The sequence below is a fragment of the Zunongwangia sp. HGR-M22 genome, assembly GCF_027594425.1.
Taxonomy (GTDB): domain Bacteria; phylum Bacteroidota; class Bacteroidia; order Flavobacteriales; family Flavobacteriaceae; genus Zunongwangia.
The window spans coordinates 2,583,360-2,610,198 of sequence record NZ_CP115159.1 but is presented as its reverse complement, the minus strand read 5'-3'; the positions used below and the strand labels follow the sequence as shown (position 1 = coordinate 2,610,198).

The 26,839-nt window shown below is 33.4% G+C and carries 22 protein-coding genes; 6 read left to right on the top strand and 16 right to left on the bottom strand.

The genetic code is table 11. From position 1 onward, the window contains the following. Window positions 1-565: 565 nt before the first annotated feature. Window positions 566-1,765 carry a proline dehydrogenase family protein gene (locus PBT91_RS11480; protein WP_270058602.1) on the top strand — a complete coding sequence of 400 codons (1,200 nt, stop codon included), beginning with the start codon at window positions 566-568 and terminating at the stop codon, window positions 1,763-1,765. Window positions 1,766-2,250: 485 nt separating this feature from the next. Here PBT91_RS11480 and PBT91_RS11475 read toward each other — a convergent pair whose 3' ends face one another. From PBT91_RS11475 to PBT91_RS11460, 4 genes are all read right to left on the bottom strand, one after another. Continuing rightward, window positions 2,251-3,252 (bottom strand): NADP-dependent oxidoreductase, encoded by a 1,002-nt coding sequence (locus PBT91_RS11475; RefSeq protein WP_270058601.1) that lies wholly within the window; start codon window positions 3,250-3,252, stop codon window positions 2,251-2,253. Window positions 3,253-3,830: 578 nt separating this feature from the next. After that, window positions 3,831-4,415 carry a hypothetical protein gene (locus tag PBT91_RS11470; RefSeq protein ID WP_270058600.1) on the bottom strand — a complete coding sequence of 195 codons (585 nt, stop codon included), beginning with the start codon at window positions 4,413-4,415 and terminating at the stop codon, window positions 3,831-3,833. 822 nt (window positions 4,416-5,237) lie between these two features. Beyond that, a complete protein-coding gene (locus PBT91_RS11465; RefSeq protein ID WP_270058599.1) occupies window positions 5,238-5,597 on the bottom strand; it encodes a helix-turn-helix domain-containing protein in 360 nt (119 codons plus the stop codon). 1 nt (window position 5,598) lies between these two features. Beyond that, window positions 5,599-5,895, bottom strand: coding sequence for a type II toxin-antitoxin system HigB family toxin (locus PBT91_RS11460; protein ID WP_270058598.1), 297 nt, complete (start codon window positions 5,893-5,895; stop codon window positions 5,599-5,601). A 241-nt stretch (window positions 5,896-6,136) separates the two neighbouring features. Between PBT91_RS11460 and PBT91_RS11455 the strand changes: the two genes are divergently transcribed. From PBT91_RS11455 to PBT91_RS11440, 4 genes are read left to right on the top strand one after another with little or no spacing between them, the layout of a single operon-like run. Beyond that, entirely contained in the window at window positions 6,137-8,506 is a 2,370-nt protein-coding gene (locus tag PBT91_RS11455; protein WP_270058597.1) for a type I restriction-modification system subunit M, read from the top strand. Further along, complete coding sequence (locus tag PBT91_RS11450; RefSeq protein ID WP_270058596.1) at window positions 8,507-9,826, top strand: restriction endonuclease subunit S; 1,320 nt, start codon at window positions 8,507-8,509, stop codon at window positions 9,824-9,826. It begins immediately after the preceding gene. Between the two features lie 10 nt (window positions 9,827-9,836). Further along, a complete protein-coding gene (locus PBT91_RS11445) occupies window positions 9,837-14,267 on the top strand; it encodes a sacsin N-terminal ATP-binding-like domain-containing protein (protein ID WP_270058595.1) in 4,431 nt (1,476 codons plus the stop codon). Then, window positions 14,251-17,304, top strand: coding sequence for a type I restriction endonuclease subunit R (locus tag PBT91_RS11440; RefSeq protein ID WP_270058594.1), 3,054 nt, complete (start codon window positions 14,251-14,253; stop codon window positions 17,302-17,304). The genes PBT91_RS11445 and PBT91_RS11440 overlap by 17 nt, the downstream gene beginning before the upstream one ends. A 91-nt stretch (window positions 17,305-17,395) precedes the next feature. Here PBT91_RS11440 and PBT91_RS11435 read toward each other — a convergent pair whose 3' ends face one another. The 12 genes from PBT91_RS11435 to mnmE all read right to left on the bottom strand — a co-directional run bounded on the left by PBT91_RS11435 (window position 17,396) and on the right by mnmE (window position 26,292). Next, window positions 17,396-17,545: a hypothetical protein gene (locus PBT91_RS11435; protein WP_270058593.1), complete on the bottom strand. Its 150-nt coding sequence runs from the start codon at window positions 17,543-17,545 to the stop codon at window positions 17,396-17,398. A 420-nt stretch (window positions 17,546-17,965) separates the two neighbouring features. Further along, window positions 17,966-18,289, bottom strand: a complete 324-nt coding sequence (locus PBT91_RS11430) for a hypothetical protein (RefSeq protein WP_270058592.1) — start codon at window positions 18,287-18,289, stop codon at window positions 17,966-17,968. Window positions 18,290-18,342: 53 nt separating this feature from the next. Continuing rightward, a complete protein-coding gene (locus PBT91_RS11425; RefSeq protein ID WP_270058591.1) occupies window positions 18,343-18,804 on the bottom strand; it encodes a DUF6730 family protein in 462 nt (153 codons plus the stop codon). Window positions 18,805-18,808: 4 nt separating this feature from the next. Then, complete coding sequence (locus tag PBT91_RS11420; RefSeq protein ID WP_270058590.1) at window positions 18,809-19,654, bottom strand: relaxase/mobilization nuclease domain-containing protein; 846 nt, start codon at window positions 19,652-19,654, stop codon at window positions 18,809-18,811. After that, window positions 19,651-19,950, bottom strand: a complete 300-nt coding sequence (mbpA, locus tag PBT91_RS11415; RefSeq protein ID WP_270058589.1) for a mobilization protein MbpA — start codon at window positions 19,948-19,950, stop codon at window positions 19,651-19,653. Before mbpA ends, PBT91_RS11420 begins: the two co-directional genes overlap by 4 nt. Before the next feature lie 72 nt (window positions 19,951-20,022). Beyond that, the gene (locus PBT91_RS11410) at window positions 20,023-20,796 is read right to left on the bottom strand and encodes a CHC2 zinc finger domain-containing protein (RefSeq protein ID WP_270058588.1); all 774 of its coding nucleotides are present in this window, start codon (window positions 20,794-20,796) and stop codon (window positions 20,023-20,025) included. Between the two features lie 295 nt (window positions 20,797-21,091). Further along, complete coding sequence (locus tag PBT91_RS11405; RefSeq protein WP_270058587.1) at window positions 21,092-22,270, bottom strand: VapE domain-containing protein; 1,179 nt, start codon at window positions 22,268-22,270, stop codon at window positions 21,092-21,094. Window positions 22,271-22,373: 103 nt separating this feature from the next. Then, window positions 22,374-22,661: a helix-turn-helix transcriptional regulator gene (locus PBT91_RS11400; RefSeq protein WP_270058586.1), complete on the bottom strand. Its 288-nt coding sequence runs from the start codon at window positions 22,659-22,661 to the stop codon at window positions 22,374-22,376. A 94-nt stretch (window positions 22,662-22,755) separates the two neighbouring features. Beyond that, window positions 22,756-23,271, bottom strand: a complete 516-nt coding sequence (locus PBT91_RS11395) for a hypothetical protein (protein WP_270058585.1) — start codon at window positions 23,269-23,271, stop codon at window positions 22,756-22,758. Between the two features lie 302 nt (window positions 23,272-23,573). Continuing rightward, window positions 23,574-24,419, bottom strand: a complete 846-nt coding sequence (locus PBT91_RS11390) for a tyrosine-type recombinase/integrase (RefSeq protein ID WP_333474181.1) — start codon at window positions 24,417-24,419, stop codon at window positions 23,574-23,576. Continuing rightward, a complete protein-coding gene (locus PBT91_RS17615) occupies window positions 24,374-24,700 on the bottom strand; it encodes a hypothetical protein (protein ID WP_333474180.1) in 327 nt (108 codons plus the stop codon). Before PBT91_RS17615 ends, PBT91_RS11390 begins: the two co-directional genes overlap by 46 nt. Window positions 24,701-24,849: 149 nt before the next feature. Continuing rightward, window positions 24,850-26,292: a tRNA uridine-5-carboxymethylaminomethyl(34) synthesis GTPase MnmE gene (gene mnmE / locus PBT91_RS11385; RefSeq protein WP_270058584.1), complete on the bottom strand. Its 1,443-nt coding sequence runs from the start codon at window positions 26,290-26,292 to the stop codon at window positions 24,850-24,852. Window positions 26,293-26,429: 137 nt separating this feature from the next. On the opposite strand from mnmE, the gene PBT91_RS11380 reads away from it, so the two are divergent. Next, entirely contained in the window at window positions 26,430-26,786 is a 357-nt protein-coding gene (locus PBT91_RS11380) for a DUF4870 domain-containing protein (protein ID WP_270058583.1), read from the top strand. The last annotated feature ends 53 nt before the right edge of the window (window positions 26,787-26,839 follow it).

Here is a 26,839-nt window from a genome sequence, read left to right as displayed (position 1 = left end):
ATCTTCTGAAAAAATTTATAACTAGCAGTTAATATCTAATTATAGTCTGATACATAATTTTTTGAAAAAGGTATCCATGCGTAAACAATCTGAATTGCGAAATATAAGTCTTGAGGTGCTCAGGATTATGATCGTATATTTCGACAATTGATAAGAAGAGCATAAATATTTTGGATTACTCTTGGGTTTGTGTTCGTTTTTTTTTAGGACTGTTATATTAATCAACTTCATGTAAAACTATTGAAACACTTGAATTTATCTTTTAAAAATATGATGAGTGGTCATATGCTATTTTTAGACAGAATATAGGAGAGATAAGAACGAATTTTATCTATTTCAAAATAAACCTTCTTAGATTTTTTATGTGGAAATATTCAGTTTTTAAAAGTAATGGAGAAATTCAGAACTATATACCTTAATGCTTTTCTAAATAATCCTTTTAGATGTTAAATAATTATGCCACAAAAACTCATTTTTTGGATAATATTACTTAAATTTTTAGATCTGTGCGTTAAGGTTTATTAATCGTGATTCTTTTTATTGAATCCTATAGTATTTTTATGATATGATAAAAGAGAAGATTTTTAACGATACTGAGACAGCTTTTAGGCTAAAATCGGATATGGAACTGAATAGAGCAATTTTGCTTTTCAATGCGATGGGAATTCCGGCGCTAATGAAACCAGGAATTGCGCTTACCAAATTTTCACTGAAAGCGAAATTGCCAATCAAACCTTTAATTAAGAACACAATTTTTGATCAGTTTTGTGGTGGAGTAAGCATTGATGATTGTAAACCCATTATTCGTGAAATGGAGGAGGTGAATTTGTCTAGTATTTTGGACTATTCTGTTGAAGGTAAAAAATCTGAAGAAGAATTTGACTCTGCTTATCATGTAAAGCTTGAACTTATCGAGTTTGCCAAAGAGGAAAGTGAAATTCCTTTTGCAATATTCAAACCGACTGCTCTTGGACGTTTTAAAATCTGGCATAAAGTGAGTTCTCATGTAAGCTTAAACGATAAAGAGAAAGAGGAGTGGGAACGAGTAAAAGGTCGCGTAGAAGGTTTATGCGAAAAAGCTAATGAACTTAATGTAAGGCTTTATGCCGATGCAGAGGAGTCTTGGATGCAAGAGGCGGCTGATCTTTTAATGGAAGAAATGATGATGAAATATAACCGGGAGGAAGCCTTAATATTTAACACATTACAATGCTATCGTTGGGATCGTTTAGAATATTTAAAAGGACTGCATAATAAAGCAAAAAAGGAAGGTTTTAAAATTGGAGCTAAGATCGTTAGAGGTGCATACATGGAAAAAGAAAATAAACGCGCTCGTAAAAGGGGCAAAGTCTCTCCAATATGTGAATCGAAGGAAGCCACAGATGTTAATTTTAATAGTGTTATGGGCTATTGTCTTGATAATTTAGAAGATATTTCAGTCTTTATAGGAACACATAACGAAATTAGTAACTATTTGGCTTTACAGATTATGGAAGATAAAGGTATTGCTAAAGACGATCAGCGTGTATGGTTTAGTCAACTATACGGTATGAGTGATCAAATTAGTTATAATCTAGCAAGTCGAAAATACAATACAGCCAAATTAGTGCCTTTTGGCCCAGTAAAGGATGTGGTTCCCTATCTTTTAAGAAGAGCCGAAGAAAATAGCTCTGTAAAAGGGCAAACAAGTAGAGAGCTTAATCTGTTAAACAGAGAGAAAGAAAGAAGAAATCAAACTGAAAAATTAGCGCAAGCATCAAGCTGATTAAAAATAAAATTGCTGAATAATTTTATCGAAATTATTCCTTTTTTAGTTTTGATTATTTTCAATTTTTTTTGGATTAAACGATTTTCAGAATACGAAGTAAAACAGTCTTATAAGTTATTTCTCCTTGTCGTGACATTCAAAATTCCCGAATTTTGTACTAGTAATTTATTTACTGCCAATCAAGAAGCCTCATTCATTTTAGTTATTGTTAAGTCGAGAATTTTTGGTTTGTGCATTATAGGCGCTTAAAAAATATATTAAAAAGACAACAAATGGGGTGAGTTGCTTCAAAATGTAGAGGTTTTAAAAGTTTGGTTTATTCCTGATGAAATAGAGATTGAAGAGATATTACATTTATTAAAGAGCCTTTATTTATTCGTATGACTAAATATTTATAAGTCTTCTAAGTTTGAAGATTATTAAAATGAGCAATAAAAGAGTTGAATAACTATTCAACTCTTTTATTTAATAATGAAACTTATTTATTGATTCTCAAAAGTTTCTGAAAGGCTTACAATTACTTTTCCCTTGGCTCTTCCGCTAGCCAAATATTCATATGCTTTTATGGCGTCTTCAAAAGGATAAACAAGATCAATTGTAGGTCTTATCGTTCGATCTTCAACCATTGCTTTAATCTCCTTTAGCTGATCGGCATTTGGTTGCATCCAAGTATGATTGTATTTAGCTGATTTTTCTTCGATAAGCTTAGCTAGTTTTTCGGGCAGCTCGTAATTCTCAATTCCCATTTGCTTAGCAGATTCAGCATCCGGAGGACCAACTATAGAAGTAACTCTTCCGCCTTCTTTAATAATCTCGAAAGCTTCTAAAGTATAGTCATCACCCAGTGTATCAAAAACGATATCCAGGTTATTGGCAACCTCTTTGTAATCTTCATTTTTATAATCGATTACACGGTCTGCCCCTAAAGCTTTTACCCAATCAAGGTTGGTGTTGCTAGTCGTGGTATAAACGATGGCACCTTTAGATTTTGCGTATTGAATGGCAAAGCTGCCCACTCCGCCAGAACCGGCATGTATTAAAACTCGATCATCTTTTTTAATATTCACTTTTTCAAAAGCCTGTATAGCAGTGAGTCCGGTTAAAGGAAGAGAAGCGGTTTTTTCAAATGTCACATTTTCGGGTTTGTGAGCAACTACTTTGCTTTCTACAGCAACGAATTCGGCAACGGTTCCCATATATTCTTGTGGAACTCTACCGAAAATTTCATCTCCTATTTTAAAATCTTTAACTTCATTTCCCACTTCAACAACCTCACCGCTAACATCGTATCCTATAGAGGCAGGCAAATTAAGTTGAAGCATATCTTTTAGGTGACCTTGGACAATTTTATAATCGATTGGATTGGTAGCAGCAGCTTTGACTGCAATCAGTATTTCAGAACCTGAAATCTCCGGTCTCTTTACTTCAGCAATTTTAATGCTGTCTTTGATATCTCCATATTTCGTAATTTGTAGAGCTTTCATAACATTATATTTATTTCTTGGTCATGTTTTCAGAAGCTTTAGATAGAATATTAATTAATAATCTATAATTTTTTCTATAGAATCACATCTGAAACTCCAAGTACTTATTATTAAATTCTGCGGAAAAAAGGAGTTCTTTTTTAGGTTTGTATCCTTTTCTTCAACCTAACTAATATAGAAAGAATAAAAGGTTTTGGAATAAGGTTTAGAAAAGGTTTAACGCTTGATGAATTGAAACATAAGGATAACCTTATAGAAAGAATTTGGCGAAATATTTATTTTCGAATCAGGACAGTTTTTAGAGTTAAAAGAATTACTAAACAAAAATTTTTCAGAAGCTAAAGCTACAATTTGGAGAGTTCGATCCGGAATCCCCTGAAGTTTATGATGTTTATGTCAATTAAAAATAGATTATTTCTCGAAATTTTTTAATCCATCTGCTCAAACTCAATTTTAGTAAAACTTTTTAGAAATATGGTAAACAATAGGCTATATCTCGAAAAATAACAGAACCCTCTTTTCAGACTTTTCAAGTGTATGTTTATGAAAAAAACGGAAGTGAATTAGATAAAGATTTTCTACTTTTTTGGAACAAAATTATAAGAAATATTGCTCCACAAAATAAACTCTTCTTCTTCCTTTAAATCTTTAGGTGAATTCACAATTTTTGGGTATATATCTTTTTCTTCATAAAAACCCAGATTATTGCTTTTACCACTAGTTAATGTGTAATTATCGTTGTCTAAAAAAAATAAATAGGACAGGTATTTCTTATAAATTAATAATCTTTCATTTTCACCTATAACTTTCCCAGTAAAAACATCCTGATTATTATTTCTTATAGATAATTGATTATTATTCATTTCGAATCTATAGGAATATTCCAATTCGCCATTCTCGTAAAACAAGATGGAATCTTTTTTTAATACTATTTCGTTAAACAAAGGATTCTCGTAAAAACTCCAAATATCTTTAAGCCGATCATTTTTATCGATATTGCTATTACCTTCCAATTCCAGATTTTCAATGTTATAAGTAAGGTCATAGACAAAAGTTTCTGACGTATTTTGAATAGGGGGATCTTCGTCGATTATTTCCAATTCATCATCATTAGAACAGGCAAATACTAAAAGTAAAAATATTAGGTAAAAAAATCTATTCATTTTTGATTGTAGTTTTAAGCTAAAAATTCATAATTTAAAAAGCGTTGTAATAAGATTATCCTTCTACTTCAAACTTTATTTAGTTGGCTATCTCCAAATAAAATCAGTATTTAAAATATTGAGATGAAATGTAAGAAATTAGCCTTTAAAAGTATAGTTTTATAGGTTATTTCAATGCAATCAAAAAGTTACTAAACAAGAAATACAGTTTGTGAATTGAATAATTCGCTAATTTCAGTCTGTAATGTTTTAATTAATTGAAATAAAAGATTGCAGGCTTCAAAAAACAGGGAATCAAAATAGGCAAGTCTCAATTGGGTTAAAGACCCACTACGCTAGGCTTGATAATAAAATGTTCGAAGTATTGTAAGTAAAAGCTGAAAACTAACTACTTTTTCTATTTATAATAATTACTATTCATTTTACTAGCCAGCTTACTTCCCGATACAATATCTTGGAATCTTTATTTTAAAAGGGGTAAGAGTTTTTATGTAGTACAAGTGTAGTACTAAAAATCATATTTAGGAAAAATTAAAGTATACAAAAAGAAAGTTGTAGGTATGTCAATATGATTTTTGGAAAGAAAACTTTCCATTCCGACTTAATCTATCTTCTACGCTCTTCATGATGTCTTTTACAGATTTTGAGCTAATGCCACTTTGAAAACCTTCATCTATCTGCAACTTAATCCATTTCTTTTCCTGCGCGGTTAAAAAATTGATTTTCTTACTATACTCATTTTTAATTAATTTTCTAAAAGGAGCTACTTTTTGCAATAGACATAAGTAGGATAATGAAGTTTAGCTCTAAATTTTTATTTCATTATACCCCTAATACAATAGAAGCATCAATTCCCATCTTAATGCTTATTTCTCTAGCAATTTTTAAGGGTGGTTCGCTCTTACCATTTAAATACTCACTAATTCTAGAAGAACTTACTCCTAATAGTTCTGATAGTCGTTTTTGGTTTAAGCCCATTTCAGCCATACGTAATTTTATGACTTCAGCGAGATTAGGTTTAGATATAGGATAGTTAAGCTCTTCATAATCGGCAACTAAATCAGATAATACATTCAATTCTATGTAATCAGCAGATTCTGTGTTTTCTATGTTATCTGGGTTCTCTAAAAGTTTTTCAATACGATTAACTATTGCTTGGTATTCTTTTTCTGTTTGTATCATATCAAATATTTTTGATGTCCTTTATTTTATCATATTCCTTATGTGTACCGATGAACCGAATGTAAAGCTTCTGTGCATTAAACGAAATTATAGCAACAAGCCTATAATCATTTCCTTTAATATTGAAGACATATCTATGGTTACCTACATAATCAACACTATTAAAAGTTCTTTTTAATTCATTTAGGTTGTTCCATTCATTTGCTGTAATTGTGTGATACCAGAAATTTAAAGGTGTTTCAGAATCAGCGTGTTTTTCTGAAAATACTTTAATTCTCTTATAAGTAACAATTCGCATGAAAATTAATTTAATACAAAAATACTATTTAGTTTTGTATTTTGGAATTTTATTTTGTTTAAAGTAAAATAGATTTTTCATTACTTTTCGTTTGATCAGATTTTACTTGACTTTTTAGGGATTTCCATTTTTTAAGATTAAGAAAATTTTTAGATTTACCACGCTGTGATTATAATTCCAGATACCCTACTTCTCGGATTCACATAAAGCACTTAAATTATATTATAATTTATCTACATAAATGACTCAACAAGTTCATAATAAACTAGTTTCTTTTATCTGGTCTATTGCGGATGATTGCCTGCGGGATGTTTACGTTCGTGGAAAATACCGTGATGTGATCCTACCCATGGTGGTTTTACGCCGTCTCGACGCCTTACTGGAACCTACAAAAGATGCCGTGATGGAAGAACTGGCTTTCCAACGTGACGAAGCAGGCTTTACCGAATGGGATGAAGGCGGACTGCGCGAGGCTTCCGGATATGTTTTTTACAATATCAGTGATTTCACCCTTCAGAAGTTACATGACACCGCAACCAATTCGCAGCAGATCCTGAAGGCGAATTTTGAAGATTATTTGAATGGTTTCAGTCCAAATGTAAAAGAGATCATCGACAAGTTTAAACTGAAGAGCCAGATAAGGCATATGGCGAATAAAGATGTTTTACTGGATGTGCTTGAAAAATTCACTTCGCCGCATATCAATTTGACGCCTTTTGAAAAAGAAGATCCCGATGGTAGAAAACTTCCCGCGCTTTCCAATTTGGGAATGGGTTATGTTTTTGAAGAACTCATCAGGAAGTTCAACGAAGAGAATAATGAAGAGGCCGGGGAGCATTTTACGCCGCGTGAGGTGATTGAGTTAATGACGCACCTGGTATTCGAACCTATCAAAGACAAACTGCCTCCGGTAATGACCATCTATGATCCTGCCTGCGGGAGTGGTGGGATGCTTACCGAAGCTCAGAACTTCATCAAGGATGAGGAAGGTGCGATCAAAGCTTTGGGCGATGTGTATCTCTACGGAAAAGAGATCAACGATGAGACCTATGCTATCTGCAAGAGTGATATGATGATCAAGGGGAACAACCCCGAAAATATTCGTGTGGGTTCTACGCTTTCTGTAGATGAATTCGCTGGTACCAGTTTCGACTTTATGCTTTCCAATCCGCCGTATGGGAAATCCTGGAGCAGCGAGCAGAAATATATCAAAGACGGAAAGGAAGTAATAGATCCGCGGTTTAAGATACATCTGAAAGATTACTGGGGCAATGAGGAAGAGGCAGATGCCATTCCGCGTTCCTCAGACGGGCAGTTGCTGTTCCTTATGGAGATGGTGAATAAGATGAAGCCGAAACAGCAAAGTCCTTACGGTTCCAGGATCGCTTCGGTGCATAACGGTTCTAGTTTGTTTACCGGTGATGCAGGTGGTGGAGAGAGCAATATCAGGAGATATATTATTGAAAATGACCTTCTGGAAGCCATAATCCAGATGCCGAATAACCTTTTTTATAATACCGGTATTACCACTTATATCTGGCTGCTGAGCAATAATAAAGCCGATCACAGGAAAGGTAAAGTGCAATTGATCGATGCCGGGCAGCTGTATCAAAAACTTCGGAAAAATCTCGGAAACAAGAACTGCGAATTCTCTCCGGAACATATCGACGAAATCGTAAAGAATTATACCGAAATGCAGCCGGTTAGTCGAAAGATAGATGCTGAAACCAATGCCGAGATCGAAGGCCTGGCTTCACAGGTTTTCGATAATGAGGATTTTGGGTATTATAAAGTAACCATAGAAAGACCGAAACGTTTAAAGGCTCAATTCACTGCGGAAAGGATCGAAGAACTGCGTTTTGATAAACAACTAAAGGAACCCATGCTATGGGCTTGGAATGAGTTTGGAGAGGAAGTTTATACTAAGTTGAAGGAACACGAAAAAGAAATCCTAGCCTGGTGTGAGGAGAATGACCTGAACCTGAGCAGCAAAAACCGGAAAAAGCTGCTGAGCTCTAAAACCTGGAAAAAGCAAAAGGGCTTGTTCGAACTTGCAGAGAAACTGCATAAGGCGATCGGGGAAAAAGAGTATTCCGACTTCAATATTTTTAAGAAAGAAGTAGATGCTAAGCTGAAGGAATTAAAACTGAAACCCGGCGCCTCCGAAAAAAATGCTGTTTTTAGCGCAATTAGCTGGTATGATGCTGAAGCTGAAAAAGTGATCAAAAAGAAGGAAAAGTTGGGCGGGGAAAAACTGAGCAATTTACTGGCTCATTTGAACTGTAAAGAAGAAGACCTTGCCGACTTTGGTTATTTCCCTTCCGGAAAAGCGGGAGAGTATTTGATATACGAAACCGAAAGCGACCTCCGGGATTACGAGAACGTACCTTTAAAAGAGCAAATTCACCAGTACTTTTTAGACGAGGTAAAACCTCACGTACCCGAAGCCTGGATAGACCTTGATAAAACCAAAATTGGGTACGAGATAAGCTTCAACAAATATTTCTACAGGCATACACCTCTGCGTTCGCTGAATACAGTAGCCAAAGAGATCCTGGAATTGGAGGAGAAGAATGAAGGTTTGATCATGGATATTTTAAACCTGGCTTAAATGGAAGTTTTAAAAGAAAAAGTTAAGTTCCAGAAATATCCGGGCTATAAGGATTCCGGGGTGGAATGGCTTGGGGAAGCACCAGAGCATTGGGAAATAAAAAGATTAGGTTCACTGCTAAATCCTATTTCTAAAAAAAACAGACCTGATTTACCTCTTCTTTCCATTACCAGAGAAAAGGGAGTTATAGCCCGAAATATTGAAGATGAGGAAGAAAATCATAATTATATACCTGATGACCTTAGCGGCTATAAAGTCCTTAGGGAAGGGCAGTTTGGAATGAACAAAATGAAAGCCTGGCAGGGATCCTATGGAATTTCAAAATATACAGGAATTGTAAGCCCGGCTTATTATGTATTTGATTTTTTCTATGAGGTAGATCCTAACTTTTTTAATATCGCCATTCGATCAAAAAAGTATGTTTCATTTTTCGGAAGTGCTTCTGATGGAGTAAGAATAGGACAATGGGATCTTTCTAAAAGTAGAATGAAGTCGATACCTTTTCTTCTACCTCCAAAACAAGAACAAATCGCCATCGCCGGTTTCCTGGATGAAAAATGTGTTAAGATCGATGCTGCTATTGCGCAAAAACAAAAGCTTATCGAGCATTTAAAAGAGCGCAAGCAGATCATCATTCAAAACGCGGTGACCAAAGGCCTGGATCCAGATGTCAAAATGAAGGATTCCGGAGTGGAATGGATCGGGGAGATCCCGGAGCATTGGGATTGCATACGTATTAAACATTTGTCTAAAAAAATCACTGACGGTGAGCATATTTCTCCTGAATTTACAAATGATGGCATGCCTTTTTTATCTGCAAAGGATATTCGGGATGGTTATATCAAATTCCCAAACAACAAGTTTGTTAGCTATCGAGATGGCAAAAAATTCAGACAAAGATGTAACCCTGAAAAGGGAGACTTATTGCTTGTAAGTCGTGGAGCTACTATTGGAAGAATTTCTCAGGTAGATACTGATAAAGAATTTTGTTTGCTCGGTAGCGTGATTCTAATCAAAACTAATCATAAAATAGCAAATGATTTTATCGTAGTAGCTATGGCTAACGATAAACTTAAAGAGGAATTTCTTAATACTTCACACCACAGTGCACAGCAGGCAATTTACATCGTTAAAGCTGCAGAAGTTTACATCCCAGCACCTCCATTACTGGAACAAAATGAAATTGTATCCTATTTAGAAATTGAGAGAAAAAAAATAGATAATGCTATTCAACTTCATCAACAGCAAATCGAAAAATTAAAGGAATATAAGAGTAGTTTAATAGACGCGGCGGTGACGGGGAAGATAAAGGTGAGTTAAATAGATTTTGATGAGTATACGAAATAAAGTAAAGGAAATTCTAGAAACGCGTTGGAAAGATTTAAAAAATCCCACCAACCTCCTGAGCGTTTATGAAATAGAAAAACAGACAAATAAAGGATACAATGGCAGGCAATTACTTGAACTTTTTCAGAATTGTGAAGATGAAGGTGCTTCTACAGTACGTATTTTTCTAGAAACCGAAACTCAGACATTGAAAATCAGCAACGATGGTGCTAAATCTTTTTCATTCAAAGGTTATAGATCAATCTTCTATCCAGGTCTATCTGCAAAAGTTTCATCAGGATATATAGGGAATAAAGGATTGGGTTTTCGTTCCATTATAAATTGGTCAAATGAAGTTTCTATCATAAGTAATGGCTTTAAGATTGTTTTTAATGAAAACTTTAAGGAAGATATCCTGGCTAACAAATTGGGATATTCAGAAAATGATTTGAAAGAAATTAGAAAGGAAAGAAACTTTAAGGATAATGTTTTTCCAATTCCATTTCTTAACAGCTGTAAAATAGACGATCTCGACTTAGACCATGCATATACCACGACCATAGAAATCAGGTATAAGAAAGAAAAGGAAGCAGATATAGTTAAGCAATTAGAATCGATCAGTGAAAAGACCTTATTATTCCTTAAGAACATCGATACCATTCAGATTGAAGGTGATGTTCTTGAGAATACTATCTCGGTAAAAAGGAGGAAGATTGATGAGTACCACTCTGAAATAACTCATGAAGGGGAAATCTTCTATGTTATTAGTGATGATGGAATTGTAGATGAAAGTTTGGTAGAGGATCGGGAATCAAATGAACCAAAAAGATATAGTGTAAAGATCGCCTATAATAATGATCTTTCATTTAGTGATGAAGTAATGTACAACTATTTCAAAACACAAATCCCATTTGAACTTCCATTTGTTGTACATGCGAGTTTAGAATTAGACCAGAATAGAAATCATAGCACAGAATCAAAAATAAACGATTTCGTTTTAGAGAAGTTATTTCAACTTCATTTAAGGTTTATTGAAGTTTTAAAGAATAGGCTTGATAAATCGTGGTTGCCATATCTTTCCATTAATAATAATGATTTTGATGTATACCGACCATATTCAGATTTGATCGATGATTACTGGGAAGATTTCAAAGTTTATCCAACTTTATGTGGTGAATATCATACTAAAGAAATTGCTAAAGATCTTGGTAATGGGATTGCTAAATTTATGGAAGAGAACTATCTGCATAATCATTACCGGCATCAAATCATCTACTGTGATTTAGAAGCAGATCCAAATCAATATATCGATAGACCGGACGATTATGAGAAAATTATTGAAAAAATCGCTGTAAACCTGAAAGATAGACAAAGGGCGGAATATGTCAAACTTCTTTTAGAAGAATATCCAGACCAAAAGTTTAGTGTTTTAATCGATGAGAAAGGTCAAATAATACATGCCGAAGATTATGTGTTTACTAATAAAACCTCAAAGAATAGCGAATTAAAAGTTCCGGTTTACTCTCACATAAGATTTCTTAATTCTGAATTATATAAAGCGTTAATTTCAGAACTAGAATTAACCGAAGAAAGAAATAAGGGGAGAGTCTTAAAAGATCGATTAGAAGAAATTTCAAATGTTCAATCTTTCGAACCTCAAACGGTAATTGATAAAATTGTATTCGAAACAAAGAATATCCTTGTGGAAGCTGAGGATAAGCAAGAAATCTTAAAAGAATTTTATCAAACTCTTTTCCATAATTACCAGTACAGAGGCGAGAATCCTTTAATAATTTTTTCAAGCGTCCCATGTTTGAATCGTAGAAATAAGGTGAAGAATATCAATGAATTGGTTCTCTCTAGTGAATTTGAAATTGGTAAAAAATCAAAAGATATCTTTCCAGATTTATATAATCAGAATCAAATTATTTGTGAGCTCAATAAGCTCGGGTTGGAAAATCAAGATATTGATGAAGTCGAAGAATTTTTAAAATGGTTAGGAGTTAATCAATTCACCATTATTCATAAGTTAAATTCCGATATACCTGAGGATTATATTGAATATATAGGTAATGAGCACAGTTCGAATATTACCAGCTATACGCTCTATTCAGCGCTTAATCTTGAAAAAATTATAAATAGCCCAAAATATGACATAAATCAAATAGTTGCCTTAATTTCATTAGACGAACAAATAAAAAATATCTTTTCAAATTTTCATTCAACTTATTCTAATAGAGAAAGTTTAAGCTATAGTTTCCGAGGAACCAAGTATATCTCTAATTTTGAGAATTTTATTTTTTATAGTATCTCTAAAACATATAATGTCGGGAATTATCTTATAACTAATAAGAGGAGTATTTGGTTTAATCCATTTATAATTGATTATGATTATCTCAAGAGTATCAATCCAAGTCTAGAAAAGAATGAAGTAGATAGAATTCTTAAATTTCTTGGTGCTAAGCAGGATTTTAATCAACTCGATATTGAATATTTAAAAGAACAAACTCAAATCCTGGCTGATAAGGAAAACCATAAGGGAGCCCAAGTGTTTTATAAAAGTCTAGTAAGTCATTATAGAGAAAATGAAGAAGAAATTTTAAACGCTAATTTATATGCTAGAGTAGGAAATGACATTAAGGTAAAGAATGCAGAGCAGATATACTATAGTGATAGAATTCAGCTTCCAGAATCCCTTACAACGAAATTTCCGATTCTGTATTATCCATCACGTTCTGGAGGAACTAAAGCTATAGAATTGTTTGGGTTAAAGAACTTAAACGAATTGAACTTAAAAATGGAAAGGATGAGGAGTAACGAACTTATTTCTCCAGAATTCCAGATTTTTCTTCAAGAAATAAAACCATTCATTTTAGCCTTCAGGTTGGATAAGATTACTAAAGAAGATGTCAAAAAAAATCAGGTTCAATTATTAAATAAGTTAAAAATAAATTGCTGTGAGGATCTTATCTGTAGTCTAGAGGATCAAAAATTTGAAATTGCTCCGTTCGATTACATCTATATCAATGATGAGTTTTATTTAAATATACCTGCAGATATAAATCTCACTGATCTCCGAAAAAATAAACAGTTTAGAGATAATCTTTCAGACATTTTTCTAAAGGTTTTTGATACTCAAGACGAGAAAAAAACCTTCGAAACAATTATTATTCAATCTAAAGATGATAATCTATATGATATTAATAATGACCTTGCAGAAGGCATTTTAGAAGAAGCAAAAATTTTACTCGGCGAAATAAGTATTCGATTGTCCATATGGACGGCCATCTTTGATTTGAAAGAAATTAAGATTCATGAAAACTTAGATGATAACAACCTAGAAGAAATTATAAATCAATTTTTCCCAACCTTAGATCAAGATCTTTTTTTTATTTCTGACGATAATCTTGATCAACTTCGGCGAATTAAAGGAGTTTTTGATTTTTTAGGTGTTGACTTGAAGGAATATAATAGTGCCTCTGAATATAAAATCTCCTTTGATAAATTATATAATCAGGAATTTAAAAAATATTACAGCCTAATAAAGAAAAATCTTAAGGATCAAATTTGGGACTATCTTTCATCAAGAGAAGTGGTTTATCAAAAGCAATTCATAAAATGGCTATATAAAATTGAACATTTATTTGATAATCAAGAATTCAAAGAAAGTGCCTCCAATTATGATTTTGAAGAAATTATTATTTCGGAATTGAGGAAAGAGTTTCCCTCACTAAAATTTGAATTAAATAATGATCAGTATCAGCATTATGACCTTATAAACAGAAAAAATCTTTCAATGCTATCAGAAGATGAAGAACTGGAGTTAAGAAGAGATGAGGTTTTAAATAGTTTGAGCTATTTCCGGGGTCAATTAGATTTTATAAAATCGGAACTTAAAATGTTAAGTGTAAAAGAAGAAGAAGCTAAAACCGATGATTTTAATATCGATGACACTGTAACGAGCGATCTAGTTCAGGAATTTGAGATACAATTAGGAAATCAGGAAGAAGAAGTTAGAAGCCCTCAAGGCCCTTGGTTAGGTGACAATAGGGAATTGAATCCTAACCAAAAAAAGAAGCTTGGAAATAAAGTTGAAAAAATTGTAGAAGAATATTTGTTGAGTAGACCGGATTTATATTCTCAGGTTGAGCACTTAGCCAAAACACATGAAGGTGAACATTATGATCTCCGGTATTATGATGCAGTAGAAGAGAAGACAAAATATGTTGAATGTAAATTTTATAATGGAGCCTCCTTTATCATTAGTAGAGAGGAAAAAAAATTTGCTGATGACAATGTAGATCAATTTGAAATTTGGTTAGTAAATAAGGATTCAAAAATCTTCCGCATAAAAGATATCACACTCCTTGGTGAATTAAAGCCGGTCAATTACCGAGTAAATTTAAAATTAAATGAGTATGCCATCTCAAACTAACGAACAAGCCTTAGAAGCTGCCATCCAAGAAACGCTTTCCGGTACCACTATTGAAAAGATCAAAGACCAGGATCCCAATGCGAATATCACCGAGGAGTCTGAGCAATATGTTTCAGGGAATGGTTATTACATTGGGGATCCAGGTGATTTCGATGCAAAATATGCCATCGATAAAAGAAGATTTTGGAGCTTTCTGGAAGAAACTCAAAAAGAAGAACTGGAAAAGCTTCAAAGACATGGAGACTGGAAATTAAAGATCTTGGAACGCCTGGACAGAATGATTAAAAAATATGGCGTTCTTCAGTTGCTTAAAAAAGGTTTGGCGGTAGATGATGCGCATTTCACCTTATTTTACCAGTTACCTTTAGCAAGCAGTAGCGAACGGGTAAAAAAACTTTTTCAGGATAACCAGTTTAGCGCGACCCGGCAGTTAAGATATTCGGTAGAGAATCCGCGAGAGGAGATCGATATTGTAATTTTTATTAATGGCCTGCCTGTTATGACCGCAGAATTAAAGAATCACTGGACGGGTCAGAATGCGAAAGTCCACGCCCAAAAGCAGTATAAGTTTGATCGCGATATAAAACAAACCTTGCTAAACTTTGGTCGTTGCCTGGTGCATTTTGCAGTAGATACCGATGAAGTTTACATGACCACCAAATTGAATGGTGGCAACACTTACTTTTTGCCCTTTAATAAAGGGAACGATAATGGGAAAGGTAACCCGGTAAATCCAAACGGTCATAAAACAGCCTATCTCTGGGAGGATGTTTTAACGAGAAAAAGTCTTGCCAACCTGTTCCAGCATTTTGTTAGGCTGGATGGCAAAGCTAAAGATCCACTTAATACCAGAACCCTTTTCTTCCCGCGCTATCATCAGATGGATGTGGTGCGAGAGATCATAGATCACGCGGGTAAAAATGGAGTAGGGCAGACCTACCTAATTCAGCACTCGGCAGGATCCGGAAAATCGAATTCTATTACTTGGGCAGCATTTCAGCTTATTGAGACGTATCCGCAGGTAGAAGGTATTCATGGGAGTAAAGGCATGGAGAAGCCTTTATTCGATTCTGTTATTGTCGTAACCGATAGGCGACTACTGGATAAGCAGATCAGGGAAAATATCAAAGATTTTTCCGAAGTGAAAAATATCGTTGCGCCAGCCTATTCATCCAGAGAATTAAGAGAAAGCCTGGAGAGTGGAAAAAAGATCATTATTACTACTATCCAGAAGTTTCCGTTTATCATAGATGGAATTTCAGATCTTAGTGATAAACGTTTTGCGGTGGTCATAGATGAAGCTCACAGTTCTCAAAGCGGTTCAGCTCACGATAAGATGAATCAATCCATGGGTCAGCAGGCACAGGAAGAAGACGAGGAGGAAGATGTACAGGATAAGATCATCAAAGCAATGCAGGCAAGAAAGATGCGCGGAAATGCCTCTTATCTGGCTTTTACTGCAACACCAAAGAATAATACTTTAGAAAAGTTTGGGGTAAAACAAGAGGATGGTTCCTTCAGGCCATTTCATTTGTATTCCATGAAACAAGCTATTGAGGAAGGCTTTATTCTTGATGTGCTTGCGAATTATACTACGTATAAGAGCTATTATGAGATAGAAAAATCTATAGAGGAAAACCCTTTATTCGATTCTCAAAAAGCCCAGAAAAAATTAAAGGCTTATGTAGAGAGCCATCAGCAAACTATAGATACCAAAGCCGAAGTAATCCTGGATCATTTTATTCCGAATATTATCAATAAGAAAAAGCTTAAAGGAAAAGCTAAGGCCATGGTCGTAACCCAAAGCATCGTTTCGGCCATTCGATATTACAAGGCTTTAAGTAGGATTCTGGATCAAAGAGGAAATCCCTTTAATATTCTGATCGCTTTCTCCGGCTCTAAAACTGTTGATGGAATTGAATATACCGAAGCCGATATAAACGGATTCGGAGAGAAGGATACTAAAGATAATTTTGATAAGGATAAATATAGAATTCTTGTCGTCGCGAACAAATATCTTACCGGTTTTGATCAGCCCAAGCTTACAGCGATGTATGTAGATAAAAAGCTGCAAGGGGTATTGGCTGTTCAGGCTTTATCAAGATTAAATCGATCTGCCGATAAACTTGTTAAAAAGACTGAGGATATTTTTATCCTGGATTTCTTTAACTCAACAGAAGACATCAAGAATTCCTTTGATCCTTTCTATACAGCAACTTCTTTAAGCGGTGCCACAGATATTAATGTACTGCATGAGATCAAGGAAACTTTAGACGAAACAGGTGTCTACGAACAGGAAGAAGTGGAGCTTTTCTGTGAGAAATTCTTTATGAAAGAAGATGCTCAAAAATTGAGCCCCATCATTGACGCGGCTGCTCATCGTTTTAATACTGAACTGGAACTGGAAGATGAAGATAAAGCCGACTTTAAGATTAAGGCAAAGCAATTTGTCAAGATCTATGGACAGATGGCTGCCATCATGCCTTACGAAATGGTTACTTGGGAAAAACTGTTCTGGTTCCTGAAATTCCTGATCCCGAAACTGATAGTAAAGGATAAGGATTCCGATAATCTGGATGAATTATTAGAGTCTGTAGATCTTTCAACCTATGGCCTGGAGCGCACCAAATTGAATAACTCCATAGGTCTGGATGCATCTGAGACAGGTTTAGATCCGCAAAATCCGAATCCACGTGGCGCCCACGGAGAGAAAGAAGAAGATATTCTTGAAAATATTATCAGGAATTTCAATGAAAGATGGTTTCAAGGATGGGAGGCAACGCCAGATGAACAACGAACAAAATTTATTCAATTAGGAAAACATGTCCAGGCACATCCTGACTTTAAAACGAAAGTAGCCGATAATACCGATAAGCAAAATAGTGATTTGGCTTTAGAAAAGATAATTGATGAAGTAATGAGAAAGCAACGTAAAAATGAGCTTGATCTATACAGGCTATATGCAAAGGATGAAGCTTTCTACCAAGCCTTTTTTGATACAATGAAGAGGATGATAGGGCAGGATTCAGGAAGGTAAGAGTTTGACTTGACAGGCTTTACTCGATACTGCCCTATTTATCTTGCCCCTTAACACCATTCCTCACTTTTTTATTAGATGCTATTATCTCTTATTTCCATATTTCCTTTATTACTTCTCCAATTGTTTTAGGATTAGAGCCTTTTATGCTGTTTTTTTGGGCTTTCAATTCATCCATAGATTTTAGTCCAAAATTTAATGAACCATCAGGATTAGTCCAAATACTACAAAGGTATTCCATTCCTTTTTTTAGGACTATATCTCTGTCAAATTTAACTGGTTTTAAAAATTTGGGTTGTGTTTCTTCTGTTCTGTTTAATCTTTGGGGAATATTAAAATTCAGGCTCGATTCTGTAAACACAATATTTCTTCGATTTATTTCTAACTCATTAGCTAGTTCAGGCAGAAAGAATATTTTCTGAATTCTGTTATTTAATGGATCTCTTTGAATTTCTATTAAAGATAACCGGTCAAGTTTTTCGATAATTGGCCAATAGTGTTCAAAATTAGTTTGAATTACTTTTTTTTGTAGAGACCTATAGTCATCATATTCTATAATTTTTTTTAAAACAGCTAATTCCTCTCTAGTTAACTTATTCCAACACCGAGCTTTTATAGCATACTTTAAGCCATGATTTTTAGAACTTGTAAAGTCATCATTTTATGGAGCGCGATTTAGTTTAGATCTACAATCTGAACAGATGAAATCTGGATTTTCAATTTTATTTTTCGCTGTTGATTGGCTTGTAACAGGAATTATAATTGGTTTTTCACATTCAACACATTCATCTAAAAATAGTTTTGTTTTCGAATTATTTTTTACAATTGAATTTAACCTGGGTTGGGTGATTCCAAATTTATTCCTCAATTTGGTTGGTGAATAAAGAAATGTTCTGTTCTCAATTTTCCAATATTGATTTATAATCTTAACAACCTGTTTATCCAGATTTTCGTTGAATTCTGTTTCTAAGTAAGGATATTTCATTTTATTCTTGTTCTTTATGGTGTATTAGACGGTTATTAATTGTGAAAATTTAGCTATTTATTTAGTTTTAAGGGTTTTGTATTCCACTTCTTAAAATCTTCAAGTGATTCAGGATGATCATTTAAAAATTGTTTGAAATATTCACTAGTATCACTTTTTCCTTTTTCATAGGCATCTTGCTCCAATTGATTTGTTCGAGATATCGCATATATACTATACCCCGAAAACAATAGGACAGATAGTAATAATCCAATCAAAGTTTTGGTAAACCATGCCGGATAGAAGGAGGTATTCTCAAATTTTTCAATCGCCTTATCTGATACCTCTTTTTGTTTCTCAGTAAGTTCTTGAAGATGAATAGAAAACTTTTGCATAATTTCAACCATCTTGGTATTATCTGGCTCTAATTTTATCGTCTTCGTTTTCTCTATCATTCCGTTTAGTTTTTCGACACTCCCTTTAAATTCATCAATTTCTTCGGTTAGCAATGCAGCTAAATCTTCAATTCTGGCCATTTTATCAACGATTTAATGTTATATTTTTTTCTTTAGTTTCATTAGGTATTTTTGTTAGCGAACCGTGTAAATCATAATATTGATCATTAATTTTTATTTTTTTATCTCTCAATGTTTTTCGGAATGCTATCGAATGTTGAAGTAAATCTTTAAGTACATTTTTACCACTTAGGTTTCGGTGTACCTCGCTCCCTTTGAACTTTTTATTGGAGTAATTGAAGGTAAAACCTTGCAATTTGTTAGCAGCATTAATGACTGGTTGTACATCAATCTTATTTTGTCTCATTAATTCTACATAGTCTGTAATACTTTTAGGCTTGACTTTTAAAACTTGCAAATGATGATTGTAAATCAGTTGACGTTCGGCTTTCGTTCTTAACTTATTTTTTTCTAAAACAGATTGTACCGTCTCCAGGCCAAGTTTTGAAGCTGTTTCTGCTGCAATTCTTTGCGATTTTTTTCCAATAAAGGAATCGTCATAGGCTGTACCATCAAAATCTATCCGATTAGTATACAAATGAATATGAGTGTGTTGTTTATCTTTATGCAAAAATCCAATTGCCTGGCGATCTCCTAATTTCATTTTCCGACTAAATTCTTTACAAATTGCATGGAGCATTTTAGTATCTAACTTAGTTTTATCGGCTATAGTTGGGCTTAAAACAAAACTTATAGTGTTTCTATAGCAGTTATCATTTAAGCGCTGGATATACCTAAATTCTTTTGAAAGTTCTTCAGGAGTATGTCCAATAAGATTATTACGATAAACTATTTCAGCTTCTTTTTCATTGTTCCAACCGTATTGCATAGAAGCCTTCGTATGCGAAATACTTTTTCCTTTGCCGATCATCCTTTAAACTTTTGAAGTTCATTTTTTATTTGAATTGTAAGTGTCTCGACTTCTTTGGAGAGTGCTGGATTTCTTTTTTTGAACATATTACTTATTCGGGTAAAATTGAGATGATAGCGAATAAGCATTTTATAGATTTCAATTTGCTCATCACTTAAACGTTCTGTAATTTTTTTATCAAGGGCAGATCGCCTACAAAATTCGCTAACACTTAAACCACATTTTTTGGCTCTTATGGCAATCAATTTTTTCTGGTATTTTGTAGTTCTGAATTCTATTTTGGTTGTTGCTTTCATAATCTTTGTGATCAACGAGAACAAAGCGAGATTGTCCTGACAAGGACACATCTCGAAATGCTAACGCATTAGTTAATTTTTATAATTCATCCACCATTCATTTATATCGGCAAAACCTTCATATAAAAGAGACATATCAAAACATTTTGAGCTTTGTTTTAAGAGTATTTTGGTTGCCTTTTTACCGGAATTATCACGATCTAAATACAGTTCGATACAATCATATTCTTGATAATAATTTTTCAATTCAGAAATAAAGGAGAGCGAATTGAGAATAAGAAAATCTGCATTCTCAATTAAAATAGGCTTGTAACACATAAGAGATAGAAAGTCGAACATTCCTTCGCAAACAATCAAGTTAGATTTATTTTTTTGAAATAAACTTATAGCCTTTGGAGAACTACTATTTTTGCAAAACTTATTTCGAAGTTCATATCCGCCTAATCGATTTTTAAGACCAATAGAGAAATAAGTTTTACCTCTAAAACTGTAATTAACTTCGTAACAAAATTGCTGAGCTACATGTAGATCAATTTTTCGCTCTTTGAGATACCCTTTTAAAGCATTATGCGTAATAGGCATACTCTTTATTATATCTATTTTCTCAACAGATTTATCAAGAGATTTTTGCTGGTGAAAAGAAAAAGAATAGTTACTATCGCTTAGGAATAAAAGTGCTTCCGAAATTGTACAATTTTGAAGTTTCATTACTAAATCAATTACAGTTCCTCCACTGCCAAATCCGAAATCATACCATGTATTCTTTTTTAGATTAATCTTGAATGACGCTTTTTGTTCATTTCGGAAAGGGCTTAAATACCAAATTTCATGATCGTTTTTTTTCATTTCCCTAGCACCCATTTTTTTCAAAACAGCTGTTAAATTTATGTTTTTCGCTTTTTTGCAATTCATAACTTCTATAGAATTTCATTTAATGCTTACCTAGTTACCTAAGCAATTTAATTATTTGATAATGAGTTTTTTAAATTTTAGGTAACCTGATTTTATTAGTTACCTAAGTTACCTAAATGTGCATTTTAGGTAAGTAGATTTATAAGTTACCTACCTAAGTAATATTTTAATTATCAGTTGTTTATAGAGTTTTAGGTAACTAGGTAACTATATTTATAGATTTAAGTATTTATGGATTAAATCCCCACGGACTGTTCTTAAATTTTGGTTTAGCTTTATATCCATAAACCTGCCTTTTTGGATGTTTAACCCGTTCAAAGCCATATTTTTTAAGCGAGGATCCAAGTCGTTGTCTGTTTAATTTTTTGCCCATAACAACCAACTCGGTTTCAATATCTGAAGCTGTTCTAAAATAATCTAAATCATCAGTAATATCATAAAATCTTAGTATGAACTCACTTTCTACGGTTTGAACCGTAAATTGTTCATTTCTCTTCTCGTTTAATGCTACTTCTTCTACAGTAAGATCTGATTTAAATTGAGGTTGATGTCTGTAAATATGATATGCCTGAATCCAAAAGTTGTTAATATCAAATTCATCACTGTATTTAAAGTTAATTCTACCAATGACGTTGAAAACTATCCATCGCACACTTCCGGTATCATCTGTAAGAAATTCCGTTTTATTGGTACTTCCCAAAAAGCTGCAAATACGATATAACAATGTAGATTTATCAGCATAGGGAAGGCGCTCATTAACGGTCATTTGAGAGATAAGAGATTTTATAGAATTTATATCATGTTTACCTAAAATGTTTAGCTCTTCCAGGTTAGCTATAAATCCCTTACAAAGCTTAATTCTATCATCTTTACTTACCCCAATATTTTCATAGTAATAACGCATTAAGGGTTCCGGACAGATATTCTTTAAATAGGTAGACTTTCCGGCGTGTTGAGCACCATTAGCCAAAACCAGGCAATGTTTGTTGATTTGGTTTGGGTGAAATACGGTTTTTATGGCACGCACCGCCCATTTTTTCAATTGCTGATAAAATAATTCATCATCATCAGTTTTAACGTATGAAGCATATTGTTTGATGTAATCTTTTCCATCCCATTTAGCTAGCGAATAAAAGTATTCTTTGATGGGATTATAATCTTGTACGAAATGACTTTTTAAATAGATTTTAAAGTTTTGTGAACTTGTATTAATCTTCTCGCGATTTAGGTGTATAAGCAATGAAGATTCATTAAAAGTAATTTCATTGGTTGTTTTACGATTATAGATTTCATAATCTAAAGATATCTCGTTAAATTTAATCTGATAATGCTTCGTTAATTCTTGATGTATCTTATCGTAAACTGAGTCTTTATGATCTGATTGATCATATGCATTTAATTCTTCCATAATCAATAGAGATTGATTAGAGTATAATGCGTATATTTACATTCTACTCTATGTTACGAGGTAATAAAGATTAAAGGCATTCAAAGCGGCAATTTTGAATGCTTTATTTTTTTGTGGAATTAATGTAGTCTTGGGCTTTATCTTCTATTTGAGATTCAGACTGGCTTTTATTTTGAAGTAGCCATCTATCAATTTCTGATTTTTCAAAAAATAAGGTCTTCCCGTTAGGCTTCGAAAAGGGCAAAATATTCTTATGAACCATCTTGTAAATATAGGAACGCTTATAGCCGGTGTAGTTAATTAAGTCTTCGACGGTAAGAATTTCTTTTGTAGAGCCTACGATTAACTTTTCTAATCGGTTTAACTTTTCTAAGATTAATTGATTTTCCATTGTTACGTTTTATTGGGTTAACGATAACAAAGTTGGAATAAAGGAAACTTTAAAATAGCCGTTTGTTAACCAAGGTTAACAAAATTTTTATAGGTTAACATGTAAAAGCATTATCTATTTCGCTTTTATGGCGTGGTTTTCTGCCTTTATTTTCTGCTCTTTTATACGCTGCGGATAAGCTCCTTGGGTTAGGAGTTTTATTTTTATTTTTGAAGATTTTCAAAAAAACATCAAATGTGAAATTTCGATCACCTGCTGCCAATACATCTTTAAAGTATTTTGTATCTACATGATTCATATTTAAGTTAAAGGAAGGTTCTTCTGGTACTGTGCCATTATAAATTATATTTGCAAAGAGCCTGTAATCTATTTCGTTTGAGTTTATATCGATTAGTTCAATTAAATTGTCACCTACTAATTTTTGATATATCGATATTAGTTCATTTTTCTTCCATTTAAGTTCATAATGCCTGTTACTTTTAGCTAGAATTTTTTTTCGGCGTTTTGCAATAAAACTTTTTTCGAAATCTGGATGCCAGGTATAAAAGAGAAAATAATTGCAAGCTATATAAACTATAATTATCAGTGTAGAAATATAATAACGTTCCAAAAATAGACTTTTGTCCAAATAAATATATTGAACTATAAATAAAATGCTAAAAGCTCCAAATATTACATAAACGAAAAGTCGAGGTCTTTCGATTCTTTTGTTAAAAAAGTCTGTTCTAAGAATTAACATATATGCTATATAGTAGTTTTTAATAACATTTAATTCTTTTAAAAATAGAAAAGAAGTGATCAGGATCATTGTAGCACTCATCATATAGTAACCTGTCTGCGATCCGTAATAGTTTATAAGAGTGGAAATTATAAATCCTATAAAACTAAGTGCGAATAAATGTTTTTTGATACTCATAATTCTATAGTCGGTATTAAATTAGAGGCTTCTTTCATTTTTTGATCTACAATTTTTGCGTAAATAGCGGTAGTCCGTATTTCTTTGTGTCCTAAACGCTTAGAGACAGTATATATGTCCGCTCCATTTTCTAATAGTAATACAGCATTGGTATGTCTGGCACTATGGAAAGTAATATGCTTCGAGATTCCGGCCCGATTACACCAACGTACTAATTCATTATTGTAAACTGCGGAATATTTTAGGCCGGTAAAAACTCGATCCATAGGGTTTTTACGGTCTCCTAATAAATCTCGCGCCTGCTTTGATATATACAAATATTCTACACCATCTGTTTTTTTCTGAATAAAATTGATACGGCTTTGGCTATCTTCATCACGCACTTCAGCCCAATACATCTTATTGATGTCTGACCATCTTAATCCCGTTAAACATGAAAAAAGAAAAGCTGATTTTAAAATTTCATATTTGCATGGAGTTTTCGCTAACTTTTGTAACTCTTGAAATGTTAGATACTCTCTTTGACTCTCGGCCTGCTCAAATGATTTTATCTTACTACTGTAATTAATAGATAAATATCCTTCATCAAAGGCGGCTCTAAGTGCAGCTTTAAATTTATTAAAATAGGTGTATTTGGAATTAAGGGATAGGGGAAGGTTACTTTTTGTTTGTGCATACTTATCAAAATACTGACGCACATTTTTAACAAAATTTTCATCAACTTCTTCAAAAGTAGTATTTGGTGTGATGTGACGTTTAAGGTGTACTAGGGTAGCCGTCCAAGTGCCATAATTTTTTATGCTATCATTTTTTTCCTCGGCTTTCTCATTAAAAAAATCCAAGAAACGACGTTTGGATTTAGCTGTATTTTCAAGTCAAATCTTCCTTGATAAAATTCTGCTTCTCGTATAGCCAGAATCTTTTTGGCTAAAGCTAAAGTTTCTTTGTTTTCTTTTCTTTCAATGGCATTTTTAGGTTCATCGTGTAAAAACAGCTTCAGATTTTCATTTTCACGAATATGCCTTCGTTTACCCTCTGGTGTTGTTTCAGAACCTTTATAATATTCTATGGATAAACTTATCTTTCCACTCTTTAATTTTCTTTGTTTTAGTGATATCTTCATAATGTAGTACGTTTGTACTACATCTTAAAATAATGTAGTACATATGTAGCAACGAATATAGTGACAAAGAACATAAAAGAAAAATAAAAATTATGTAATAATCTGTTTTTCAGATAAAAGAAGCGAAAGTAAACGTAAGAAAAGTTAATTTATTTCCCGATACAGAAATTAGCAAAAATATTACCCAGTAAATCATCATTAGTTATTTCTCCGGTAATTTCTCCAAAATGGTGTAAAGCTTGGCGAATATCGATAGCTAATAAATCTCCAGATAAATCCATGTTTAAACCATCTTCAACTTTATTGATTTCTTCTAAGGCTTTTAATAGAGCATTGTAATGACGGCTATTGGTAACAATGGTGTTATTGTTGCGGAGTGCGCCAGTATTTACATAGTTTAGAAGTTTTTCTTTTAACTCTTCAACACCCAAGCCGGTTTTAGCGGAAAGTAAATGAAGATCAGAAATTCTAGAGGTTAGAGTTTCTATCTTCCCACTAGATAATTGATCGATTTTATTGGCAATAATTACCAGAGGTTTTTGCGGATATTTATTTTTAATTTTTTCAATTTCAACCTGAATCATATTCAGTGAAGTTTCATTTCCCTGAACCTGATCCTGAGTTACGCTACCTTCAGTAAACTCTGTTTGACTTAGTCGAGAAGTATCAAAAAGGTAAATAACAACCTGAGCTTGGCCTATTTTCTCAAAAGTTTTTTTTATTCCGATGCTTTCAACAACATCTTTGGTTTCTCTGATTCCGGCAGTATCAATAAATCGGAAACCAACGCCACCTATGGCTAGTTCATCTTCAATAACATCACGAGTGGTTCCTGCAATTTCAGAAACAATCGCGCGCTCTTCATTTAATAACGCATTTAGTAAAGTCGATTTTCCAACATTGGGTTCTCCAACAATCGCAACAGGAATTCCGTTTTTTAAAACATTTCCGGTAGCAAAAGAATCGATTAGACGCTTAAGCACTTTCTGAATTCTGGCGACCAAATCCCTAAACTGATCGCGATTAGCAAATTCCACATCCTCTTCAGCAAAATCTAATTCCAATTCAATAAGTGAAGCGAAATTCAATAATTCTTCTCGTAAACGCTGAATTTCATTTGAGAAACCACCACGCATTTGTTGCATCGCCATTTGGTGAGAAGCAGCATTTTCCGAAGATATTAAATCGGCTACCGCTTCAGCCTGGCTTAAATCCATTTTTGCATTGAGAAATGCCCGAAGTGTAAATTCACCGGCTTCCGCAGATCGACAACCATTTCTTACTAATAGCTGAATAATTTCCTGCTGAATGTAAGGAGAACCATGGCAACTAATCTCGATGGTTTCTTCGCCCGTATACGACTTTGGTGCTCTAAATACTGAAACTAAAACTTCATCTAAATTACGCTGCCCATCTACTATATTACCTAAATGCAAAGTATGTGTAGGCTGGTCTTCTATTTTTTTACGGCTTTTTGCCTTGAATAATGGAGCAACAATATTAATAGCTTCTGGTCCAGAAACTCTGATAATAGCAATAGCTCCAGCACCAGAAGGTGTGGCAAGGGCAACAATGGTATCGTTCAATTTCATGTGTGCAAAGATAATAAACAAAGAGCGTATTCAAGAATTTTGCAAAAATCTGTAACATTCCTTTTCGATACTCGTCTTTTAAGTGTAGTCCTTTTTATAAAGGACTTTTATTAACCATCAAATATCATCAAAAAATTATGGAAACGTACACAGCAATGAGAGAAGACAGACAAATGTTAATGATAATGCATTTGAGTCAGTTATTAGATTTTGTTACCGGAATAGGAGGTTTTATCGTTCCGCTTATTTTATGGGCAACCCAAAAAGATAAAATTCAGGATATGGACGAGCAGGGGAAAGATATTATGAATTTCCAGATCAGCTTATTTATTTATTCAATAATAAGTATTCCTTTAATGCTTTTATTTGGACTTGGTATTTTTTTATTGATCCTTGTTGGAATTGTAGGTCTTGTTTTTCCTATTATTAATGCGATAAAAGCATCGAATGGAGAACCTGCATTTTATCCATTTACCATAAAAATCATCAAATAATTATATAATATCAGGCTGAATCATCAAATTCAGTTTTAGACATCAATCAAAAA